Source organism: Nonomuraea sp. NPDC001684, from assembly GCF_053596515.1.
In genome coordinates this window covers 1-16,962 of sequence record NZ_JBSFGJ010000057.1, presented here as the reverse complement: position 1 = coordinate 16,962, position 16,962 = coordinate 1, and the positions used below count along the sequence as shown (strand labels likewise).

Annotated in this window: 16 protein-coding genes and 1 pseudogene; 9 read left to right on the top strand and 8 right to left on the bottom strand. The window is 72.3% G+C overall.

The features are described 5' to 3' along the window. Window positions 1-23: 23 nt before the first annotated feature. Window positions 24-488: a MarR family winged helix-turn-helix transcriptional regulator gene (locus ACWCSD_RS14040; RefSeq protein ID WP_358287222.1), complete on the bottom strand. Its 465-nt coding sequence runs from the start codon at window positions 486-488 to the stop codon at window positions 24-26. Between the two features lie 131 nt (window positions 489-619). Between ACWCSD_RS14040 and ACWCSD_RS14035 the strand changes: the two genes are divergently transcribed. Beyond that, window positions 620-1,450, top strand: coding sequence for an NAD(P)H-binding protein (locus ACWCSD_RS14035; protein WP_449915004.1), 831 nt, complete (start codon window positions 620-622; stop codon window positions 1,448-1,450). A gap of 123 nt (window positions 1,451-1,573) precedes the next feature. Next, entirely contained in the window at window positions 1,574-2,992 is a 1,419-nt protein-coding gene (locus tag ACWCSD_RS14030) for an alpha/beta hydrolase family protein (protein WP_449915001.1), read from the top strand. 22 nt (window positions 2,993-3,014) lie between these two features. On the opposite strand, the gene ACWCSD_RS14025 is transcribed toward ACWCSD_RS14030, so the two are convergent. Both ACWCSD_RS14025 and ACWCSD_RS14020 read right to left on the bottom strand, forming a co-directional pair. Continuing rightward, complete coding sequence (locus ACWCSD_RS14025; RefSeq protein WP_449914998.1) at window positions 3,015-4,067, bottom strand: winged helix DNA-binding domain-containing protein; 1,053 nt, start codon at window positions 4,065-4,067, stop codon at window positions 3,015-3,017. Continuing rightward, complete coding sequence (locus tag ACWCSD_RS14020; RefSeq protein ID WP_449914996.1) at window positions 4,064-5,050, bottom strand: zinc-binding dehydrogenase; 987 nt, start codon at window positions 5,048-5,050, stop codon at window positions 4,064-4,066. The genes ACWCSD_RS14025 and ACWCSD_RS14020 overlap by 4 nt, the downstream gene beginning before the upstream one ends. Window positions 5,051-5,112: 62 nt before the next feature. Between ACWCSD_RS14020 and ACWCSD_RS14015 the strand changes: the two genes are divergently transcribed. After that, the gene (locus ACWCSD_RS14015; RefSeq protein WP_449914993.1) at window positions 5,113-6,081 is read left to right on the top strand and encodes a helix-turn-helix transcriptional regulator; all 969 of its coding nucleotides are present in this window, start codon (window positions 5,113-5,115) and stop codon (window positions 6,079-6,081) included. A 39-nt stretch (window positions 6,082-6,120) separates the two neighbouring features. On the opposite strand, the gene ACWCSD_RS14010 is transcribed toward ACWCSD_RS14015, so the two are convergent. Continuing rightward, window positions 6,121-7,014 carry a carbon-nitrogen hydrolase family protein gene (locus ACWCSD_RS14010; RefSeq protein ID WP_449914991.1) on the bottom strand — a complete coding sequence of 298 codons (894 nt, stop codon included), beginning with the start codon at window positions 7,012-7,014 and terminating at the stop codon, window positions 6,121-6,123. Between the two features lie 162 nt (window positions 7,015-7,176). Here ACWCSD_RS14010 and ACWCSD_RS14005 point away from each other — a divergent pair, with 162 nt between their 5' ends. The 6 genes and pseudogenes from ACWCSD_RS14005 (at window position 7,177) to ACWCSD_RS13980 (ending at window position 13,635) form a co-directional block, all read left to right on the top strand. Continuing rightward, on the top strand, window positions 7,177-7,653 hold the full coding sequence (locus ACWCSD_RS14005) for a MarR family winged helix-turn-helix transcriptional regulator (RefSeq protein WP_397157196.1): 477 nt from the start codon (window positions 7,177-7,179) through the stop codon (window positions 7,651-7,653). Window positions 7,654-7,833: 180 nt separating this feature from the next. Then, window positions 7,834-8,742 carry an NmrA family NAD(P)-binding protein gene (locus ACWCSD_RS14000; protein WP_397157198.1) on the top strand — a complete coding sequence of 303 codons (909 nt, stop codon included), beginning with the start codon at window positions 7,834-7,836 and terminating at the stop codon, window positions 8,740-8,742. Between the two features lie 115 nt (window positions 8,743-8,857). Then, on the top strand, window positions 8,858-9,214 hold the full coding sequence (locus ACWCSD_RS13995; protein ID WP_449914986.1) for a BTAD domain-containing putative transcriptional regulator: 357 nt from the start codon (window positions 8,858-8,860) through the stop codon (window positions 9,212-9,214). Beyond that, window positions 9,130-11,361, top strand: coding sequence for an ATP-binding protein (locus ACWCSD_RS13990; protein ID WP_449914983.1), 2,232 nt, complete (start codon window positions 9,130-9,132; stop codon window positions 11,359-11,361). The genes ACWCSD_RS13995 and ACWCSD_RS13990 overlap by 85 nt, the downstream gene beginning before the upstream one ends. Before the next feature lie 330 nt (window positions 11,362-11,691). Next, window positions 11,692-12,765, top strand: a pseudogene (locus ACWCSD_RS13985) (MFS transporter). Between the two features lie 21 nt (window positions 12,766-12,786). Then, on the top strand, window positions 12,787-13,635 hold the full coding sequence (locus ACWCSD_RS13980; protein ID WP_449914980.1) for an NAD(P)H-binding protein: 849 nt from the start codon (window positions 12,787-12,789) through the stop codon (window positions 13,633-13,635). Window positions 13,636-13,667: 32 nt separating this feature from the next. Here the strand turns inward: ACWCSD_RS13980 and ACWCSD_RS13975 are convergent, their stop codons facing one another. The 4 genes from ACWCSD_RS13975 to ACWCSD_RS13960 all read right to left on the bottom strand — a co-directional run. Then, window positions 13,668-14,564, bottom strand: a complete 897-nt coding sequence (locus ACWCSD_RS13975) for an aminoglycoside phosphotransferase family protein (RefSeq protein WP_397157204.1) — start codon at window positions 14,562-14,564, stop codon at window positions 13,668-13,670. Between the two features lie 36 nt (window positions 14,565-14,600). Then, window positions 14,601-15,047 (bottom strand): hypothetical protein, encoded by a 447-nt coding sequence (locus ACWCSD_RS13970; RefSeq protein WP_449914975.1) that lies wholly within the window; start codon window positions 15,045-15,047, stop codon window positions 14,601-14,603. 255 nt (window positions 15,048-15,302) lie between these two features. Next, entirely contained in the window at window positions 15,303-15,797 is a 495-nt protein-coding gene (locus ACWCSD_RS13965) for an NUDIX hydrolase (RefSeq protein WP_449914973.1), read from the bottom strand. Between the two features lie 76 nt (window positions 15,798-15,873). Then, on the bottom strand, window positions 15,874-16,962 hold a 1,089-nt coding region (locus tag ACWCSD_RS13960), incomplete at its 5' end, for an MFS transporter (RefSeq protein ID WP_449914970.1).

Genomic DNA, 16,962 nt, shown 5'->3' with positions numbered 1-16,962 from the left:
CCCGGGCGCCTTCGAGCCACGCTCTAGGCGGACGTCGTGAGGCGCTGCGCCTGTGCGCGGCCCACCGAGGCCGCCCGCTCCAGATAGTCGGCGATCAGGGCGAGCGCGTCGTCGTCGTAGTGGTCGAGCATCTCGACGAACGCCCTGCCGGGAACGTCCCAAGCCGCGCCGATCCGGGCACGGGCCTCCGGGGTCAGGGCGACCAGGGCGCGCCTGCGGTCGGCCGGGTCGGCGTGCCGCACGACGAGACCCGCCTTGTCCAGGCGGTCGACCAGGCGGGTGGCCGAGCCGGGGGTGAGTCCGGCCAGGCGGGCGATCTCGCCGGTGCTGATCGGCCCCTGCTCCAGATCGAGCAGGGCCACGCATTGCAGGTCGGTGGGGTGGAGGCCGAGCCGGTCGGCCATGGCCTGGTTGAACAGCGTGTAGGCCGCGTAGTGGCGCTGACTCTCGTCGCTGATGCGCTTGAGCATCTCGGCTCGATTTGACACGTGCGGCTCCGTACTCCTCATAATGTTCGTCACGCAATCATTGCATGACACAACTTCTGTGTCGCGCTTTCATTCTATCGACAGGCGTCGCGCTCACGTCGCGAAGAGTCTGCGAAGGGATCTGCACCGACATGACCACCCTTGTCACCGGCGCTCGCGGCGCCGTCGCGACCGCTCTCATCGGCCTCCTGCGCGAGCGGGGCTTGTCTGTACGACCGGCGTCCAAGGCCCCCGCCGACCCGTCCGTCGTCAGGTGCGACCTGGGCGATCCGTCCACCTTTGACCGTGCGCTCGCAGGCGTGACCTCGGTGTTCCTGTACGCCGAGCCGTCGCACGCGCAGGAGTTCGCCGCGGCGGCCGAGGCGGCCGGGGTCGAGCATGTCGTGCTGCTGTCCTCCGCCGCCGTGCTCATGCCCGATCCCGACAGCAACCCCTTGGCCGCCACGCATCTCGTCCCGGAACGCGCCCTGGCCGCCTCGCCCGTGCCGAGCACCGTCCTGCGGCCGGGCACCTTCTGCGGCAATGCGATGGCGTGGTCATGGGCCATCAAGTCGGGGACGCCGATCACGCTGCCCTACCCGAACGCGCACGTCGACGCCATCCACGAGGCGGACATCGCGGCGGTCGCGGCCGCCGTTCTGGCCGATCCCGACCTCGGCGGCAGAGCGTACACACTGACCGGGCCCCAGTCGCTCACGTTCACCGACCAGATCGAGATCCTCTCCCGCGTCACCGGGCGGGACATCGCGATCACGCCCGTCACCAGGCAGGAGTGGACGGCCGAAATGGCGCAGTACATGAACGCGGCCTTCGCGGACGCCCTGCTGGACTACTGGCAGAGCTGCGACGGCCGTCCGATCGAGCTCACGCCGGTGGTGGAGGAGCTGACCGGCACGCCCGCGCGGACGTTCGCCTCCTGGGCCGAGGAGAACCGGGCGGCGTTCCTCGGCCAGCCTGCCTGATCGCGCGGCGCGGCCGCTTGCGACTCCGGTCGCAGACAGGTCGCGGCGGTCATACCGGGGTCGCATGCGGCTCTCGGCCTCGGGCCCGATGTCCGGCCGAGGTCATTGCGACACCGTGATCACATGAACGTGACCGTGTTCGGCCTGTCCCTCGTGGAACTCCTGGCCGTGGCAGCCGCCGTCGTGCTGGTGCTGGCTCGCTGGCTGCCGCCCGGAGCGCGCCGGCCGTCGATCCTGGCCGGTGCGGCGGCCCTCGTGGTGTCCGCGGGCGTGCTGGCCGTGCTCGGGATCCGCTGGCAACTCCTCCCCGTTTTGGCAGGCGGGGGCATCGCGCTGGCGTTCGCCGCGCCGTCACTGCTGGGGTGGCGTGCCGGGCGGCGGGCTCGATGGTGGCTGGCGCTGCCGGGGTCGGCGGCATGCCTGGCGCTGGTCCTCGCGGGCGCGACGGCGGCGTGGGCGCTGCCCCTGCCGGTGTTCCCCGAGCCGTCGGGCGCCTACGCCGTCGGCACCACCGTCGTCCAGTGGACCGACGCTGATCGGGCGGAAGCCGCCACGTCCAGGACCGATGACAAGCGGGTGGTGGTCGTCCAGCTCTGGTATCCCGCGCAGGACGTCCCCCCGGACGCCGAGCGCGCGCGGTACCTCGGCCGCACGGCACGCGAAGCACAGGTCGTCGCCCGTGGCCAGGCCGAGTACCTGGGCCTTCCCGCCTTCGTGCTGGACGAGCCGGCACGCGCCCGCACGCGTTCGGTGCCCGATGCGCCGGTGGCCGGCGGGGGCCGGTTCCCCTTGGTGCTGTTCTCGCCCGGGCTCGGAGGTGTGCGCACCCAGAACACCGCCTGGGCCGAGGAACTGGCCGGGCGCGGGTACGTCGTGGCCGCACTCGACCACCCGTACGACTCGGCCGTCGTCACCCTCGCCGACGGCCGAGCGGTCCGCACGCGCGTCGCGGCCACCGGCGACCAGGCGGAGGACAACAGGCGCGCGGCCGGATGGACGGCGGTCAGAGCCGCCGACCTCAGCTTCGTCCTCACCCAGCTCGGCCGCCTGGACCGTGGAGAGATCCCGGGCCTGCTGAGCGGACGCCTCGACGTCCGCCGCGCCGCAGCGACCGGTCACTCCCTCGGGGGCGCCGCCGCCCTGCAGGCCGCCCGCCAGGACCCCCGCTTCGCGGCCGTCATCGATCTGGACGGCTTCCCCCGCGACCCCGTCGCGCGACCCTTCCACCAGCCCGTGCTCGCGCTCACCCACGACGTCGAACCGGGCGAGTCGCCGGACTACATCCCGCGCCTCACGCAGGTGCTCCAGCTCAGCACGGCGACCGGCTACCGGCTCACCGTCCCCGGCACGGCGCACCTCACCTTCACCGACGCGCCGCTCTTCATGCCGCCCCTGCCCGCGCTCATCGGCTCTCTCGGCCGGACCGCCGGGCCGCGCATCACCGCGGCCGCCACCGTCGCCTTCCTGGACGCCACACTCCGCGCCACCTCCGGCGACCTCGCCGCCACCCTGTCCAGGTACGGCCACCTGACCGTCCTGTGACGCCCGTTCTTGGTCGTCGCGTTCAGCGGCGCGACAGGAACGGCAGCAGTCGGCTGATCTCGTCGTCCACTGCCTGCTGTTCGTCCCGGGAGAAGCTGCCGAACGGGGTCAGTCGTACGTCGCCTGCGGTGAAGGACCAGGTGCCGCGGACGTAACCGTCGACGAGCACGGTCGGCAGGACCCTGGCCTGTCCGGGGGTGACGTGCCTGCGGTCGGCGTCGGCGATGATGCGGCTGCGGTCGGCGTGGCCCAGGAGGGCGTTGTCGTAGGCGGGCAGCAGCCGCACCGGCGCGGGGGTGTCGGGGTCAGGGAGCGGGACGTCGGGCAGGTCGAACAGGCGCCGGCCGTCGGGGCCGGTGTAGTGGCGCAGGTCCGAGCCCATGTCCGAGACGATCTGGTCCAGCCGGGTCAGCCCGCACCACGCCTGGACGTCCGCCACGGTGGCGGGCCCGAAGGCGGCCAGGTAGCGGCGGACCAGGTCGCGGAGCGCGGCGGGCTGCGGGGCCTCGACCGGCGCGGCGCTGACGGTGATCGACGAGCGGGTCCCCCACCCGCCCCAGGATGCGGTGGCCGGATCGTGGACGAGCGGGGTGCGCAGCTCGACCTCACCTGCCAGGACTCGGCTGTCGCGGCCCGGGTGGAGGGACGCGAGGCGCCCGGCGAGCTCCTTCCTGGGCAGCGGCCCGGTCCGCAGCAGGGCGCGTCCCTCGGCCACCAGCGTTTCGGGGTCGAGCCCGGCGTTGTTGCGCCGGAAGTGCGCCGAGTCGGCGGTGCGGTTCAGGACGGGCTGCAGCACCGGCCGCAGCCGACGGAAGTCGTCGGCTGCGGCGAGGTGCATCGTGCTGCGCAGGAAACCGGACCGGACGACCCGTCCCTGGGTGAGCAGGGCGGTGAGGTCGGCGTGGGTGAAGTCGCGGATGCGGGCCCACAGGCCGACGTAGGGCCAGTTCGGCTCCTGCGCCTGCATGGCGACCAGACGGCCGATCACCTCCAGGGCCGTCAGGTCGGTCCGCTCCAGCAGGAACTGCCGCTGGAGCAGGGCCCGGTTGAGCGCCCGGCGGGACAGGACGGTCATACCAGCCGCACCGAGACGTTGCCGCGGTACTCGCCGCGCAGCAGGGCCAGGAACGCGCCGGGGACGCCGTCGATGCCGGTCTCGACGACGGTCCGCGGGTAGACGAACCGGCCCTGGTCGAGCGCTGTGCGGAAGTGGCGGTGCCAGGCGGCGAGCTGGTCGGGGGTGTGGTGGCAGGAGAACGGCAGCAGCTCGACGTCCCTGGCCAGGGCGGCGTCGCGATCGGGCGCGGGGAAGCGGTCGGCGGCGGCGCCGAGCTGGGTGGACAACGATCCGCACAGGGCGAACCTGGCGCCGGGCGCGGCGACTGCGAGCGCGGCGTCGTACAACGCGCCGCCGACGGTGTCGAAGAAGACGGTGATGCCCTCCGGGGCCAGCTCCTTGAGCGCGGCGACCGGGTCGTGGTGGTAGTCGAAGGCGGCGTCGAAGCCGAGTTCGTCCACGAGGTAGTCGGCCTTGGCCTGGCTGCCCGCGCTGCCGATCACCTTCCTGGCGCCCAGGTTGCGGGCGATCTGCCCGGCCAGCGAGCCGACACCGCCGGCCGCGCCGGAGACGAAGACGACGTCGCCCTCGCCGACCTTGGCCACGTCCGCGACGCCGTGGTAGGCGGTCGGGCCCTGGGCCAGGTGGTAGGTCGGGTCGGGATGGGCGTCCGGGTCGAGCTTGACGTAGGAGGCCGCCGGGCCCGCCGAGTGCGTGCTCCAGCCGCTCATCGACTGGACCAGGTCGCCCTCCCGCAGGTCAGGGCTCGCCGAGCGCAGCACGGTGCCGATCGCCATGACGCCCACCCGCCGGCCGGGCTGCCAGGCCGGGATCGGAAGGTGGCAGTCGGCGCGCATGAGTTCGAGATAGGTGGCGGCCAGCCCCAGATAGTCGGTACGGACCACGACCTCCCCCTCGATCTCGGCCGGAGCGACGGTGAAGTGCTCGGGGCCCGGGACGGCGGCGATCTGGGCGGTCAACTGAACCTCTTGAGTGATCATGCTGACCACTCTAGGGAGGCTTCCGGCCAGTTTCTGACCGGAAGTACACAGATAATGGCGATATGGCCAACACCAGTTCCCGCACCCTCACCCTGCTGTCGTTGCTGCAGACGCACCGCCACTGGCCGGGCGCCGATCTGGCCGAGCGGCTCGGCGTGTCGGAACGCACACTTCGCCGCGATGTCGATCGCCTGCGCGAGCTGGGCTATCCCGTGCATGCCTCCCGAGGCACCGACGGCGGCTACCAGCTGGCGCCCGGGGCCGTGCTGCCGCCGTTGCTGCTCGACGACGAAGAAGGGGTCGCGCTGGCGGTCGGCATGGGAGACGCGGCGCAGAGCGGCATCGCGGGGCTGGAGGAGGCCGCGGTGCGCGCGCTGACCAAGGTGGTGCAGGTCCTGCCGCCCCGCCTGCGGGCCCGGGTGAACGCGCTGCGCGCGATGACCGTCTCGGCGGCCTCGGCCGGGCCGGTGATCCCGGCGGAGGTGCTGACGATGATCGCCCAGTCCTGCCGGGACCAGGAACGGCTGCGCTTCGACTACGTCGCACGCGCCGGCGCGCGCACCGAACGCGAAGTGGAGCCCCATCGCCTCGTCGCGCTCGGGGGCCGCTGGTATCTGGTGGCCTACGACCTGACCAGGCACGACTGGCGCAGCTTCCGCCTCGACCGGCTGGCCCAGCCACGCAACACCGGCGCCTCCTTCCTGCCACGGCCGCTGCCCGGCGGGGACGCCGCCGCGTTCGTCCGCACCGCGGCCCAGGTCCCCGCCGCCAGGACCGTCGTCGCGCTGGTTCACGCACCTGCGGAACAGGTACGCCGGAGGGCCGGCCAATGGGGCGAGGTCGAACCGGTCGCCCCCGATCGATGCCGGCTCACGATGACCTCCACCAGCCTGGACTGGCCCACGCAGGCCCTGGGCAACATCGGCGCGGAGTTCGAGGTGCTGGAATCGCCGGAGTTCGTCGATCACCTCAGAGACTGGGGCACCCGGTTTCTCGACGCCGTCGACAGATCGTCTCCCGGGTCGCGGTGACAGCCGCACATTGGGGTCGCCGGGTGGGCGTGACGACGGTCAGAAGGCCGTGCGGGTCCCGCTGCGGGGATCCTCCGGCACCAGGTGATCGTCATAGAGTCCGGCGCGTGCCAGGCGTCGCCAGGGCCGGGCCAGGCGGACCGACACGTCGATGTCGGCGTCCGTCGCGTCCAGGTCGAGATCTGCCACGGCCAGGGCCGGTCGGCCGTCTGCCGGACAGCGTGCGAGCCAGCGGCCGCCCGGCGCGACGACCCCTGACGGGACGGTCGCGCTGAACTGCGCCGGGACGGAGTACCCGAGCCAGTAGCCGTACAGCCTCCCGTACGCCTGCGCGACGACCGCTCGCGCCGAGTCGTCGACCATCACCGACAGCAGCACGCAGTCCACCTCCAGGCGCTCGTACTCGGCGAACACCTCGGGGAACTCGGCCTCGATGCACAGGGCGCACCCGAACCGGATGCCGTCGATCTCGAAGACGACCGGGGACGAACCGGGCGCGTACAGGAACGACACCTCGGTGTTCGACAAGAACCGCTTGTCGTAGCGCGTGACCGGCCGGCCCTGGTCGGAGACCACGTACAGGCTGTTGTGCGGCCGGTTCGGCGGGGTCAGCGGGTGGATCGAGCCGAAGGCCACCCAGAGCCCGAGTCGTCCTGCCAGGTCGGCGATCGACTCGGCCTCCTCGTGCAGCACGTCCCAGCGGACCCGGCTCCAGTCGGCCGCGCTCGGCGTCCCGGACGGCCCCGAGCACATCACGTGCTTGCTCGGATATGTGAGCGCCCCCTCCGGGAACTGCACCAGCCGCGCCCCGGCCGCGCTCGCCTCCCGCATCAGGCCGCGCACCTGCGCGCCACTCGCCCGCAGCGCGCCGGGATCGGTGGGGTCCTCGGGCACCGTGCTCTGCGCGACCGCCAGCCGTAAAGTCCTCGCCATCCCGGGAAACTCCTGCCGTTGACCAGGTCGTGCACGGTCGCCGCACCGGTGGCCGCCACCACGATTCTCGCCTCGACCGGCACGGTGAATGCACTTGCATGAACCGCCACCCTTCCCTATGGTTGGTTTGAGCCAACCAACTAATGATGGGAGGGGGCCGGGGTGTCAGGAACGGCGGAGAACGGCGATGTCCGGCTGCGCGAGGCCACCGATCGGGTGGCGGCGGCGCTGGCCACCGTGGGCAACTGGATGTTCGCCCCGACGACGCGGCGACGGATCATGGCCGCCTCCGGGCTGGAGTTGTCGCTGGGCGACTACACCCTGCTCGCGCAGATCTCCCTGCACGCCCCCGTGCGGTTGTCGGTGCTGGCCGAACTGATGGAGGTGGACAAGTCCACGCTCTCGCCCCCCGCCAAACGCCTGGAGTCGCGCGGGTTCATCGAGCGGCAGCCCGACCCGGACGACGCCCGGGCCAGGCTGGTGAGCGTCACGCGCGAGGGCAAGCTCGCCATCCGCGAACTCTGGAAGGCCCGGACGACCGCCGTCGCCGCGCTCATGGAGGGCTGGGAACCGTCCGACATCGAGCATCTGGCCGACGGTCTCGCCGCCTTCGCCGAGGCGATCAAAAAGGGCGCATGACCCTGCGTCGCGGATAGATCGAACACACAGCATCAGGCTCGCTGCCGCGCTGCGGAAATTCGCGCCATCAGCTGGCAAGCTCCTTCTCCCTCCTGAGTCCAGCAAGGACGCCATGACGCCCCAAGAGCCGTTACCGGCCTGGGCGAAACACCGATTCGCTCTCGAAAGGAGCCAGTGATCGTGCCCACTGCCTCGAAGGTCTTCGTGGCCGGCGCCACCGGACTGCTCGGCCGTCAGATCGTCAGCTCCCTTCTCGACCAGGGCGCCGCCGTCCGCGCCCTGGTCCGGCCCGGCGCCGACGCGAGCAAGCAGGCCGCGCTCGCAGCGCTGCGGTCGCGCGGCGTGGAGGTGGCGGAAGGCGACGTCACCGACCCGGCCGAGGTGCTGGCCGAGGCCGTCGGCGACGCCGTCACCGTCGTCTCGGTCGTGCAAGGCGGCCCCGACGTGATCGTGGACGGCCAGGCCAACCTGGCGCGCGCCGCCGCGAAGGCCGGCGCCCGCCGGTTCATCCCCTCCGACTTCGCCATCGACCTGACCAAGCTCGACGACGGCGACAACGTCATGACCGACTGGCGTCGCCGTGCCGCCGCCGCGTACGCCGACGCCGGCCTTGAGGTGATCTCCGTGCTCAACGGAGCGTTCTACGAGGTGATGGTCGGTTTCATGGGCCTGGTCGACTGGCATCGGGGCACTTTGTCGCACTGGGGCGACCCCGATCAGCCGCTCGACCTGACCTCGGTGTCCGACACCGCCGCCTACACCGCCGCCGTCGCCCTGGACCGGCAGGCCACCGGCACGCTGCGTTTCGCCGGTGACGTGCTGTCCATGCGGCAGTTCCACGAGGCCGTCCAGCGCGGCTCGGGCCGCACTCTGGAGCTGCGGCACCTCGGCACCGCCGACGAGCTGCGCGCGGAGATCGAACGCCAAGCCGCCCGAACCCGGAACCCGTTCGACTACGTCGCTCTCCAGTACCAGTGGTGCATGGTGACGGGGAAGGGGAAGTTCGCCGCCCTTGACAACGACCGGTACCCGCAGATCACACCGACTCCGGTGACGGACTTCGTGCGCGCAACCACGCCTGCGGCCTGATTCGCGCTCTCACCTCAGCCGACTGCGTAAACATTTCGTCACTCTGCGCGACATGCGCCCGGAATGAGCCATAAGGGACTGATCAGCCCAGTGGTTCGCTCTCGCCGGACGGCCCTTGGACGCTGCGCATCCACGATGCGGCCTTTCTGGGCGGCTGCGCCGGGCCCTCGGCTCGGCCGGCGACGTCACGCAGGTCGCCGGCGGCTACCGGCTCGACATCGACGCGGCCGACGTGGACGCGCTGCGGTTCGAGCAGCTCGCCGCCGCCGGCCGCGACCGCGTGCGCGCCGGCGACACCAACGCCGCGGCGGCCCTGCTCGCCGAGGCCGTGGCGCTGTGGGGCGACCGTCCCGGCGCCGAGCCCCCGGCGGTCGCCGCGGTGGCGCGATGTTCGAGGCCCGGATGCGGGTCGAGGGCTCCGACCTGGACGTGCTCGTCGACCAGCTGGCCGGACGGGAGAGCCTGCTGCTGATCGACAACTGCGAGCACCTGATCGACGCCGTGGCCCACCTCGTCACGGCCCTGCTCGCCCGATGCTCCGCGCTGCGCGTGCTGTCCACCAGCCGCGAGCCCCTCGCGGTCGACGGCGAGGCGCTGGTGCCGCTCGGCCCGCTCGCGCTGCCCGGCCCGGACGACGACGTCGAGCAGGCCCGCCGGGCGGCGTCGGTACGCCTGTTCACCGAGCGGGCCGCCGCCGTGCGCCCGGGTTTCGAGGTGGACGAGACGACGTTGCCGCAGGTCCGTCGGGTGGTCCGCGGCCTGGACGGCATGCCGCTGGCGCTGGAGCTGGCCGCGGCCCGGCTGCGCACGTTGTCGCTGCCCGAGCTGGCCGACGGGCTGTCCGACCGGTTCCGGCTGCTCACCACCGGCAGCCGCACCGCGCTGCCCCGGCACCGCACGCTGGCCGCGGTCGTCGACTGGAGCTGGCAGCTGCTGAGCGATGACGAGCGCACGGTCGCCGAACGCGTCTCGATCCTGCCCGGCGGCGTCACGCCGGCCTCGGCCGCCGCGGTCTGCGCGGGCACCGCGGTGCGGGCCGACGAGATTCCCGACCTGCTCGCGGCCCTGGTCGACCGGTCGTTGCTGCAGCTCGCGCCCGATCCGGGCCGCTACCGCATGCTGGAGACGCTGCGCGAGTACGGCACGGACCGCCTGGCCGGGACGGGCGACCTCGGCACCGTCCGCGACCTGGCCGCCGGTCACTTCACCGAGCTCATGGCCCGGTACGACCCGCAGCTGCGCGGCCCCGGCCAGCTGGCGGCCATGCGGGTCAACAGCGCCGAGTACGACAACGCGCTGGCCGCCCTGCGCCGGCGGTGCGACACCGGCGACGCCCCCGGCGCGGTCGCGCTGGCCCTGAGCCTGACCTGGTACTGGCAGATGTTCGGCCGGCACCGCGACGCGGCCTATTGGCTGGGCGAGGCACTGGCGGTGCCCGGCGGCGAGCCGACGCCCGAACGTGACTGCGCCCAGGCGATCCACCTGGCCAACCGGGTCGACACCTGGCCGGGGATGACCGCCGGGGAGGCCGCCGACGACCGGGCGCGGATACGGGAGCTGACCAACCGGATGCTCGCGTACCCGGAGCTGCCCGGCCCGTACGGCGCGTACGCGCTCACGCTCGCGTTCCTGCAGGAGGAGAGGAGCGCGCTGGCGATCGTCGAGCAGCTGGCCGACGGCGACGACATATGGCTGTCCGGGCTGGCCCGGATGTTCCGGGCCCAGCTCGCCGAGAACGCGGGCGACCTCGACACGACGCGCGCCGACGTGACCTCGGCCCTGGCCCGCTTCCGGCAGGTCGGCGACCGCTGGGGCCAGGCGACCGCGCTGCCGATGCGCGCCCAGCTGCGGCAGTACGACGGCGACCTCGACGGCGCGCTGGCCGACCTGCGCGAGGCCCGGTCGCTGGCCGCCGAGTTCGGCTCGCTCAGCCTCGGCGACCAGGTCTTCAGCGACCTGCGCTGGATCGACCTGCACCTGCGGCGCGGCGACACCGTCCTGGCGATCGCGATGATCGAGTCGGCCCGCGAGCGGGTGCGGCGGGCGACCTCGACGGAGCTGCGGGCCCTGTTCGACGCGTGGGAGGCCGGCTTCCGGATGCGGCTCGGCGACCTGGACCGGGCGCGCGCACTGCTGGACGACGCCGAACGGGACCTCGACGGCGACGCCACGTTCGCCGGTGACCACGTGCGCACGCTGGTCGGCAGCGCGCGGGCCTGGCTCTGCCTGGAGACCGGCGACCCGGCCGGCGCGGAGAAGGCGCTGGAGAAGGCGTACGCGGCGGCGTCGCGGACCGGGGACCTGCCGATCCTGTCGCTGGTGGCGGTGAACGCCGCCGCGCTCGCCGAGGCGCACGGACGGCATCACGACTCGGCCGTCCTGCTCGGCGCCGCGTCCCGGCTGCGCGGCGCTCATGACCGCACCGATCGGCAGGTCGGCGAACTCAGCCGCAGAGGGCGGGCCGCGCTGGGCGAGGCAGCCTTCGCCGCGGCGTACGGGCAAGGCCGGCGCCTGGACGGCAAGACGGCCGCGATCGCAGCCGACCCGGCCCGGCTGCGCGGACCGGACGTGGCGTCGGCGTCACCGGTCGAGTTGCACTGCCCCGGCATCGGATGTTAGCGTCGCCGACGTCCGGTTGATCACTTCCCGGACTGTCCGCGTCCTGGCGATCCATCGGGAGCCTCGAGAACAGACGAACACATGAAGGACCTTGATCGATAATCCCGCAAGCGGGTGGATCAGGGTTGAGAGGGCCTAACAGGCCGGTTCGCGTCAGGTTCGTGCCTGACCATTCCCATCTCCATCGCCCGTTCAGGGTCGATGTTCTTCCGTTCGTTCGCGGGCTCTGCGGAGCTTGCTTCCTGATCGCTAGGAATCTTCGTGACCTCCCGTTCTTCCGCACCTGTCGTTGCCGTGCCGGGCGGCGCCACCACGGTCGTCGTCCTCCTGATGGCGGCGGTCTTCCTGTCCCTGCTCGACTCGCAGATCGTCGCCACGGCGCTGCCCCGCATCGTCGCCGACCTCGGCGGCCTGGACCGGTTCGCCTGGGTCAGCACCGGTTACCTCATCGCCGGCAGCGTCGCCGTCCCCGTCTACGGCAAGCTCGGTGACCTCTACGGCCGCAAGCGCGTCTTCCTCGTCTCGATCCTGGTCTTCCTGGCCGGCTCGGTCGCCTGCGGCCTGGCCTAGGCCATGACCCAGCTGATCGTCTTCCGGGTCGTCCAGGGCCTCGGCAGCGGCGGCCTGTTCATCTCGGTGCTGTCCATCCTCGGCGAGATGTTCACCCCTCAGCAGGGCGCCCGCTACTACGGCTGGTTCTCCCTGACCTTCGGCGCCGCGTCCCTGACCGGCCCTGCCATCGGCGGCCTGCTCACCGACCTGGCCGGCTGGCGCTCGATCTTCCTGGTCAACCTGCCCCTCGGCGCCCTCGTCGTAGCCGTCGTCGCGATCCGGCTGCACCTGCCCGTCCAGCGCGGACAGGCCCGCCTCGACCACCTCGGCGTCATCCTCCTGGCCGCCGCGATCGTCGCGGTGAACCTGCTCACCACCTGGGCCGGCACCGCCCACGCCTGGACCTCGCCGGTCATCCTCGGCCTGGCCGCCGCCTGCGTGCTGCTGCCGGTGCTGTTCGTGCTCGCCCAGCGCCGCGCGGCGGACCCGGTCATCCCCTTGCGCCTGTTCCGCGATCGCACGTTCTCCGCCGTCGTGGCGGCCGGCTTCCTGCTGCTGTTCGGCATCGCCGGCGGGCTCAACTCCCAGGCCCTGAGCCTGGCCGCCCGCAACGCCGCCCGTCGTGACGACATCGGCGCCGTCCAGGGCACCGCCGCCATGGCCCGGCAGACGGGCACCGCGCTCGGCACGTCCTTCTTCGCCGCGCTCGTGACCGGCAGGCTGCCGGCCCACCCCGGCCCGGCCGCCTACGCCGACGCGCTGCACCTGGTCTTCCTCGCCGTCGTCCCGATCGCGCTGATCGGGCTGACCCTGTCCCTGCTGCTCCCTGACGTCAAGCTCTCCCGGTCCTGAACCGCGCGGAAAGGACCCTTCATGTTCCTCATCACCGGTGCCACCGGCACTGTCGGCTCCGAACTCCTCGCCCTGCTCGCCGGCCGGAACGTGCCTGTCCGGGCGATGACCCGCGATCCGGCCAAGGCCGCGTTCCCCGCCGGCGTCGAGGTCGCCACCGGCGACCTCGACCGGCCGGACACTCTTGACGCCGCCCTCGACGGCGTCGAGAAGGTCTTCGTCCTGCCGCCCGGGTACGGCCCGGACGGCCCCGTCCAGGAACGCGACCTGGTCGCCGCGGCGGCCCGGGCCGGGGTCTCCCATCTGGTCAAGCTGTCCACCAGCGGCGTCACCTTCGACGCCACCGATCCCATCAGCACCGGCCATCGGCTCGGCGAACAGGTCGTCATGGACTCCGGCCTGCCGTGGACGATGCTGCGCCCCGGCACCTTCATGACCTACCTGCACGGCTACGCCCCCACCATCGCCGCCGAGCACACCATGTACGTCACCGAAGGCGACCCCGTCTCCGCGATGATCCATCCCCGGGACATCGCCGCCGTCGCCGCGCATGTCCTGACCACACCCGGCCACGACGGCCGGGCCTACACCCTCACCGGCGGCCAGGCCCTCTCACCGCGTGACCAGGCCGACGTCATCGGGCAGATCCTGGACCGGTCGATCAAGCTCGTCGAACGCAGTGCAGCCGAGACCCGGGCGGAGTTCGACCGCCTCGGCTGGTCGGGGCCTCGTCTGGAGGCGCTGCTGGAGCTCAAGCGCCAATCGGCGGCCTGGGACCGGAAGGTCTTCGACACCGTCGAAAGGCTCACCGGCCGGGCTCCGCTGACCCTCCACGACTGGGTTCGCGAGAACGTCCACGCCTTCCGGTGACGGAACCGTCCCGGCGCGGGCCGTGGCGTGTCTCACACGCCCTTCAGCACACGATCGAGCGCCGCCCGGCCCGCAGGCCCCCAGTGCGGCTTGCCGCCGGGCAGGCCGCGATCTCCGTTCTGCCCCATGAGCAGCAGGAAGAGGCTCTTCATGGCAGCCAGCCCGCGGGCGCGCCGGATCGCCCCCTCGTCCGCCTGTCCGTACGCGTCGAAGAAGCGTGCGGCCGCGCCCGCGGGGAGCAGCACCCATGCGGCGGCCAGGTCCCACGCCGGATCGCCGGCGAACAAGGAACCGAAGTCGACGATGCCCGCGAGCGTTCCGTCCGAGACGACGACGTTCGCGGGATGCAGGTCGCCGTGCACCCACACCGGCGGGCCCGCCCACTCGGGGGCGGCGACCGCATCGGCCCACACGTCACGGACGGCGCCGACATCGCCGACGGCGCCGGGGTCAACGGCCTGCAAGAAGTGTTCGAAGCCGCTCGTGCACCTCTTGGGGTGAGCGCCGAGGTCCGCACTGGCGGGGGCCTCGGCGGGCGCCTCCACATGTAGCGCCCGCAGGAAGCCCGCCAGCGTGTCGGCCGCGTGGGCGGCCCTGCTGATCGAGCCGTGGTCCAGCGGCTCACCGGCGACCCACGTCATCACGGTCCAGTGCTTGGGGAAGCGCCCGGACGGTTCGCCGAACCGCACGGGGGTCGGCACCGGCAGCGGCAGGCGCGGGGCCAGCACGGGTAGCCACCGCCGCTCCTTGAGCTGGAGCTCCGGGGTGGGGTCCATGCGCTGCATGCGCACGGCCAACTCGTCCCCGAGGCGCCACATCTGGTTGCCCCAACCCCCCGCCACCTCCCGGACGGCCAGCCCGGCGAGGTCTGGATGTTGCTCCCGCAGCAAGTCACGGACCAGGTCAGCGGTGATCTCGATCTCGGTCATGCGAAGCCACAGTACCGAGGCGGCCGGTGTCGGACGTCAGTCGATGCGCTGGCAGATCGTCACCGGCAGACGCGGCGACCAGGTGCGGGTGGCCTCGTCGTAGGCCTGCGCGTAGCCGTTCTTGCTGCCGGAGCAGGGGGCGGCGATGGTCGTCTCCACGTAGACGGCGCCGCCGGGGGTGACGGGGTGGGTGCGGGCGATCACCCACCTGGAGAACTTCGTGACGCCGTTGTTGAACTTGACGGTCACGAAGACGCGGTGGTCGACGGTGAAATTGCCGCCGGCGACCTTGAGGTGGTTGTTGAAGGTGTAGGTGAACAGGAAGGAACGCGCCTGTGCGAGATCCCGGGCGTGGCTGGTGTTGTCGAGGTCGGAAGGCGAGGCCGGCGACGCGTTCGCGGCGCTGCTCATGGCCGGGACGGTCAGGGCGATGGTCGCGGCGGTGGCGGTGAGGCCGAACAGGGCGCGCAAGCTGCGGTTCATCGGAACCTCCTGTTGTATGGGGACTTGAGCACCATTGAGCGGCCGACCGCCTGCAACGCGCTTTCAAGCCCCCGGACATCCGCCGACCGGCGCGGGCTGACCCCACTGTTCTGGCAGCACGTCCAGCCTCTCGGCGAGGTGCGGCTGGACGTGGCCCAAGCGTCTGCCGCTGAGCGGCGTCGCGAACCGCAGCAGCCCGGATATGGCCAGGCGGCGCATGGTGATCGCCCCGGGTCCGCCGGGGAGCGGCTGTCGTCACTGAGCCGGGTGGCCGAGATATCGGTGCAGGGCTTGTCGTCCGGCTGGGACGAAAGGCCCTCGATCGACCACCTTCCGCAGTTCGGGCTCCGTGACCCAGGCATGCCAAGCGATCTCGGACGGATCCGGAGCCAACGGCTCGGCGACCAAGGCCTCGTGCACCCCGAACCAGACAGGGCTGATCCCCGCCTGGCACAGGAACCTGAACAGAGAACGCACCGGAACGCCGACGCTCAGTTCCTCGACCAGTTCCCGGGCCGCCGCGTCCTCATACGACTCGCCCACGCCCACGGCGCCGCCGACCAGCACGTCATAGTGGCCGGGAAAGCGAACATGCTCCTCGGCCCGGCGCAGCACGAGGATCCGCCCCATCGGATCGCGGCAGATCGTCGTCGCGATCCGATGCATCCACCGCCGGCGCACCGCCTCTGCGCGCTCCACGACCTCCAGCACGCGGTCCTGTTCATCCACCCGCTCGACCAGCTCACCCACGCGGCACACGGTCGCAGACGCCACCGACAATCCTTACCGGTGCGCTGTCGGAGAAGTCGGCGGCCGGGACGAGCCGTCAGCGGACGCTCGCCGACTGCTTGGCCTCCTGACTGTTCGCCCGGACGCCGCTCGGCGTCCGGGCCGCGGCCAGCCACAGGCCGGTGAAGACGGCGCAGGCCAGCGTCACGGCACCCGCCACGAGGAAGGCGCTGTTGAGGCCGGACTCGAACGAGGCTCCGCCGGACTCCCGCGTGTGCACGATCGCCCCGAGCACCGCCACGCCGAGCACCGCGCCGATCTGCCGGGTGGTGCTGGCGACGCCCGAGGCGAGGCCGCCCTCCTGCGGGCTGACCGCCTGGATGGCGGCCCCGGTCAGCGGCGACATGGTGAGAGCGAACCCGATGCCGACGACCGCCAGCCGCCACCACACGTTCCCGTAACCGGTATCGGCGTGGACGAGCCCCAGCGCCAGCAGCCCCAGCCCGGCCAGCGCCAGGCCGGTGCCGGCGATGACGCGGAAGCCGTACCTGGCCGCGAGCCGGCCCGCGTACGGGCTGACGATCACCATGGCCAGCGAGACGGGCAGGGTCTGCAGCCCGGCGACCAGGATCGAAGTGCCCTGGACGTACACGAAGAACTGGGAGAAGAAGAACGACGACCCCATCAGCGCGAACCCGACCACGACCATCGCCGTGTTCGACACCGTGAACAGCCGCTGACGGAACAGCCGCAGCGGCAGCATCGGCGTCGCCACCCGCCCCTCGACCACGACGAACGCGGCCAGGAGCGCCAGCCCGGCGGCGAAGCTGCCCAGGATCACCGGCGAGGTCCAGCCTCGGGAACCGCCCCCGATCAGGCCGTAGGTCACGGCGCCCACGCCCGCGGCGGACAGGACCGTGCCGGGGACGTCGATCGGCGGCGCGCTCGGGTTGCGGGACTCCCCCAGCGCGCGCAGCCCGGCCAGCAGCAGGACCGCCCCGATGGGCACGTTGACCAGGAAGATGGCGGGCCAGCCGAAGGACTCCACCAGGATCCCGCCCGCCAGCGGTCCGGCGGCCAGGCCGAGGCCGCTGAACCCGGCCCACAACCCGATCGCCCTGACGCGCTCCTTCGGGGCGGGATACGCGGCGGTGAGCAGCGCCAGTGAGGCGGGGCTCAGCGCCGC

Excerpts from the sequence above, each read along its gene's own strand:
- ACWCSD_RS14035 (WP_449915004.1), top strand. The coding sequence starts at position 620 with ATGACCACCCTTGTCACCGGCGCTCGCGGCGCCGTCGCGACCGCTCTC.
- ACWCSD_RS14030 (WP_449915001.1), top strand. The coding sequence starts at position 1,574 with ATGAACGTGACCGTGTTCGGCCTGTCCCTCGTGGAACTCCTGGCCGTG.
- ACWCSD_RS14025 (WP_449914998.1), bottom strand. The coding sequence starts at position 4,067 with ATGACCGTCCTGTCCCGCCGGGCGCTCAACCGGGCCCTGCTCCAGCGG.
- ACWCSD_RS14020 (WP_449914996.1), bottom strand. The coding sequence starts at position 5,050 with ATGATCACTCAAGAGGTTCAGTTGACCGCCCAGATCGCCGCCGTCCCG.
- ACWCSD_RS14015 (WP_449914993.1), top strand. The coding sequence starts at position 5,113 with ATGGCCAACACCAGTTCCCGCACCCTCACCCTGCTGTCGTTGCTGCAG.
- ACWCSD_RS14010 (WP_449914991.1), bottom strand. The coding sequence starts at position 7,014 with ATGGCGAGGACTTTACGGCTGGCGGTCGCGCAGAGCACGGTGCCCGAG.
- ACWCSD_RS13990 (WP_449914983.1), top strand. The coding sequence starts at position 9,130 with ATGTTCGAGGCCCGGATGCGGGTCGAGGGCTCCGACCTGGACGTGCTC.
- ACWCSD_RS13980 (WP_449914980.1), top strand. The coding sequence starts at position 12,787 with ATGTTCCTCATCACCGGTGCCACCGGCACTGTCGGCTCCGAACTCCTC.
- ACWCSD_RS13975 (WP_397157204.1), bottom strand. The coding sequence starts at position 14,564 with ATGACCGAGATCGAGATCACCGCTGACCTGGTCCGTGACTTGCTGCGG.
- ACWCSD_RS13970 (WP_449914975.1), bottom strand. The coding sequence starts at position 15,047 with ATGAACCGCAGCTTGCGCGCCCTGTTCGGCCTCACCGCCACCGCCGCG.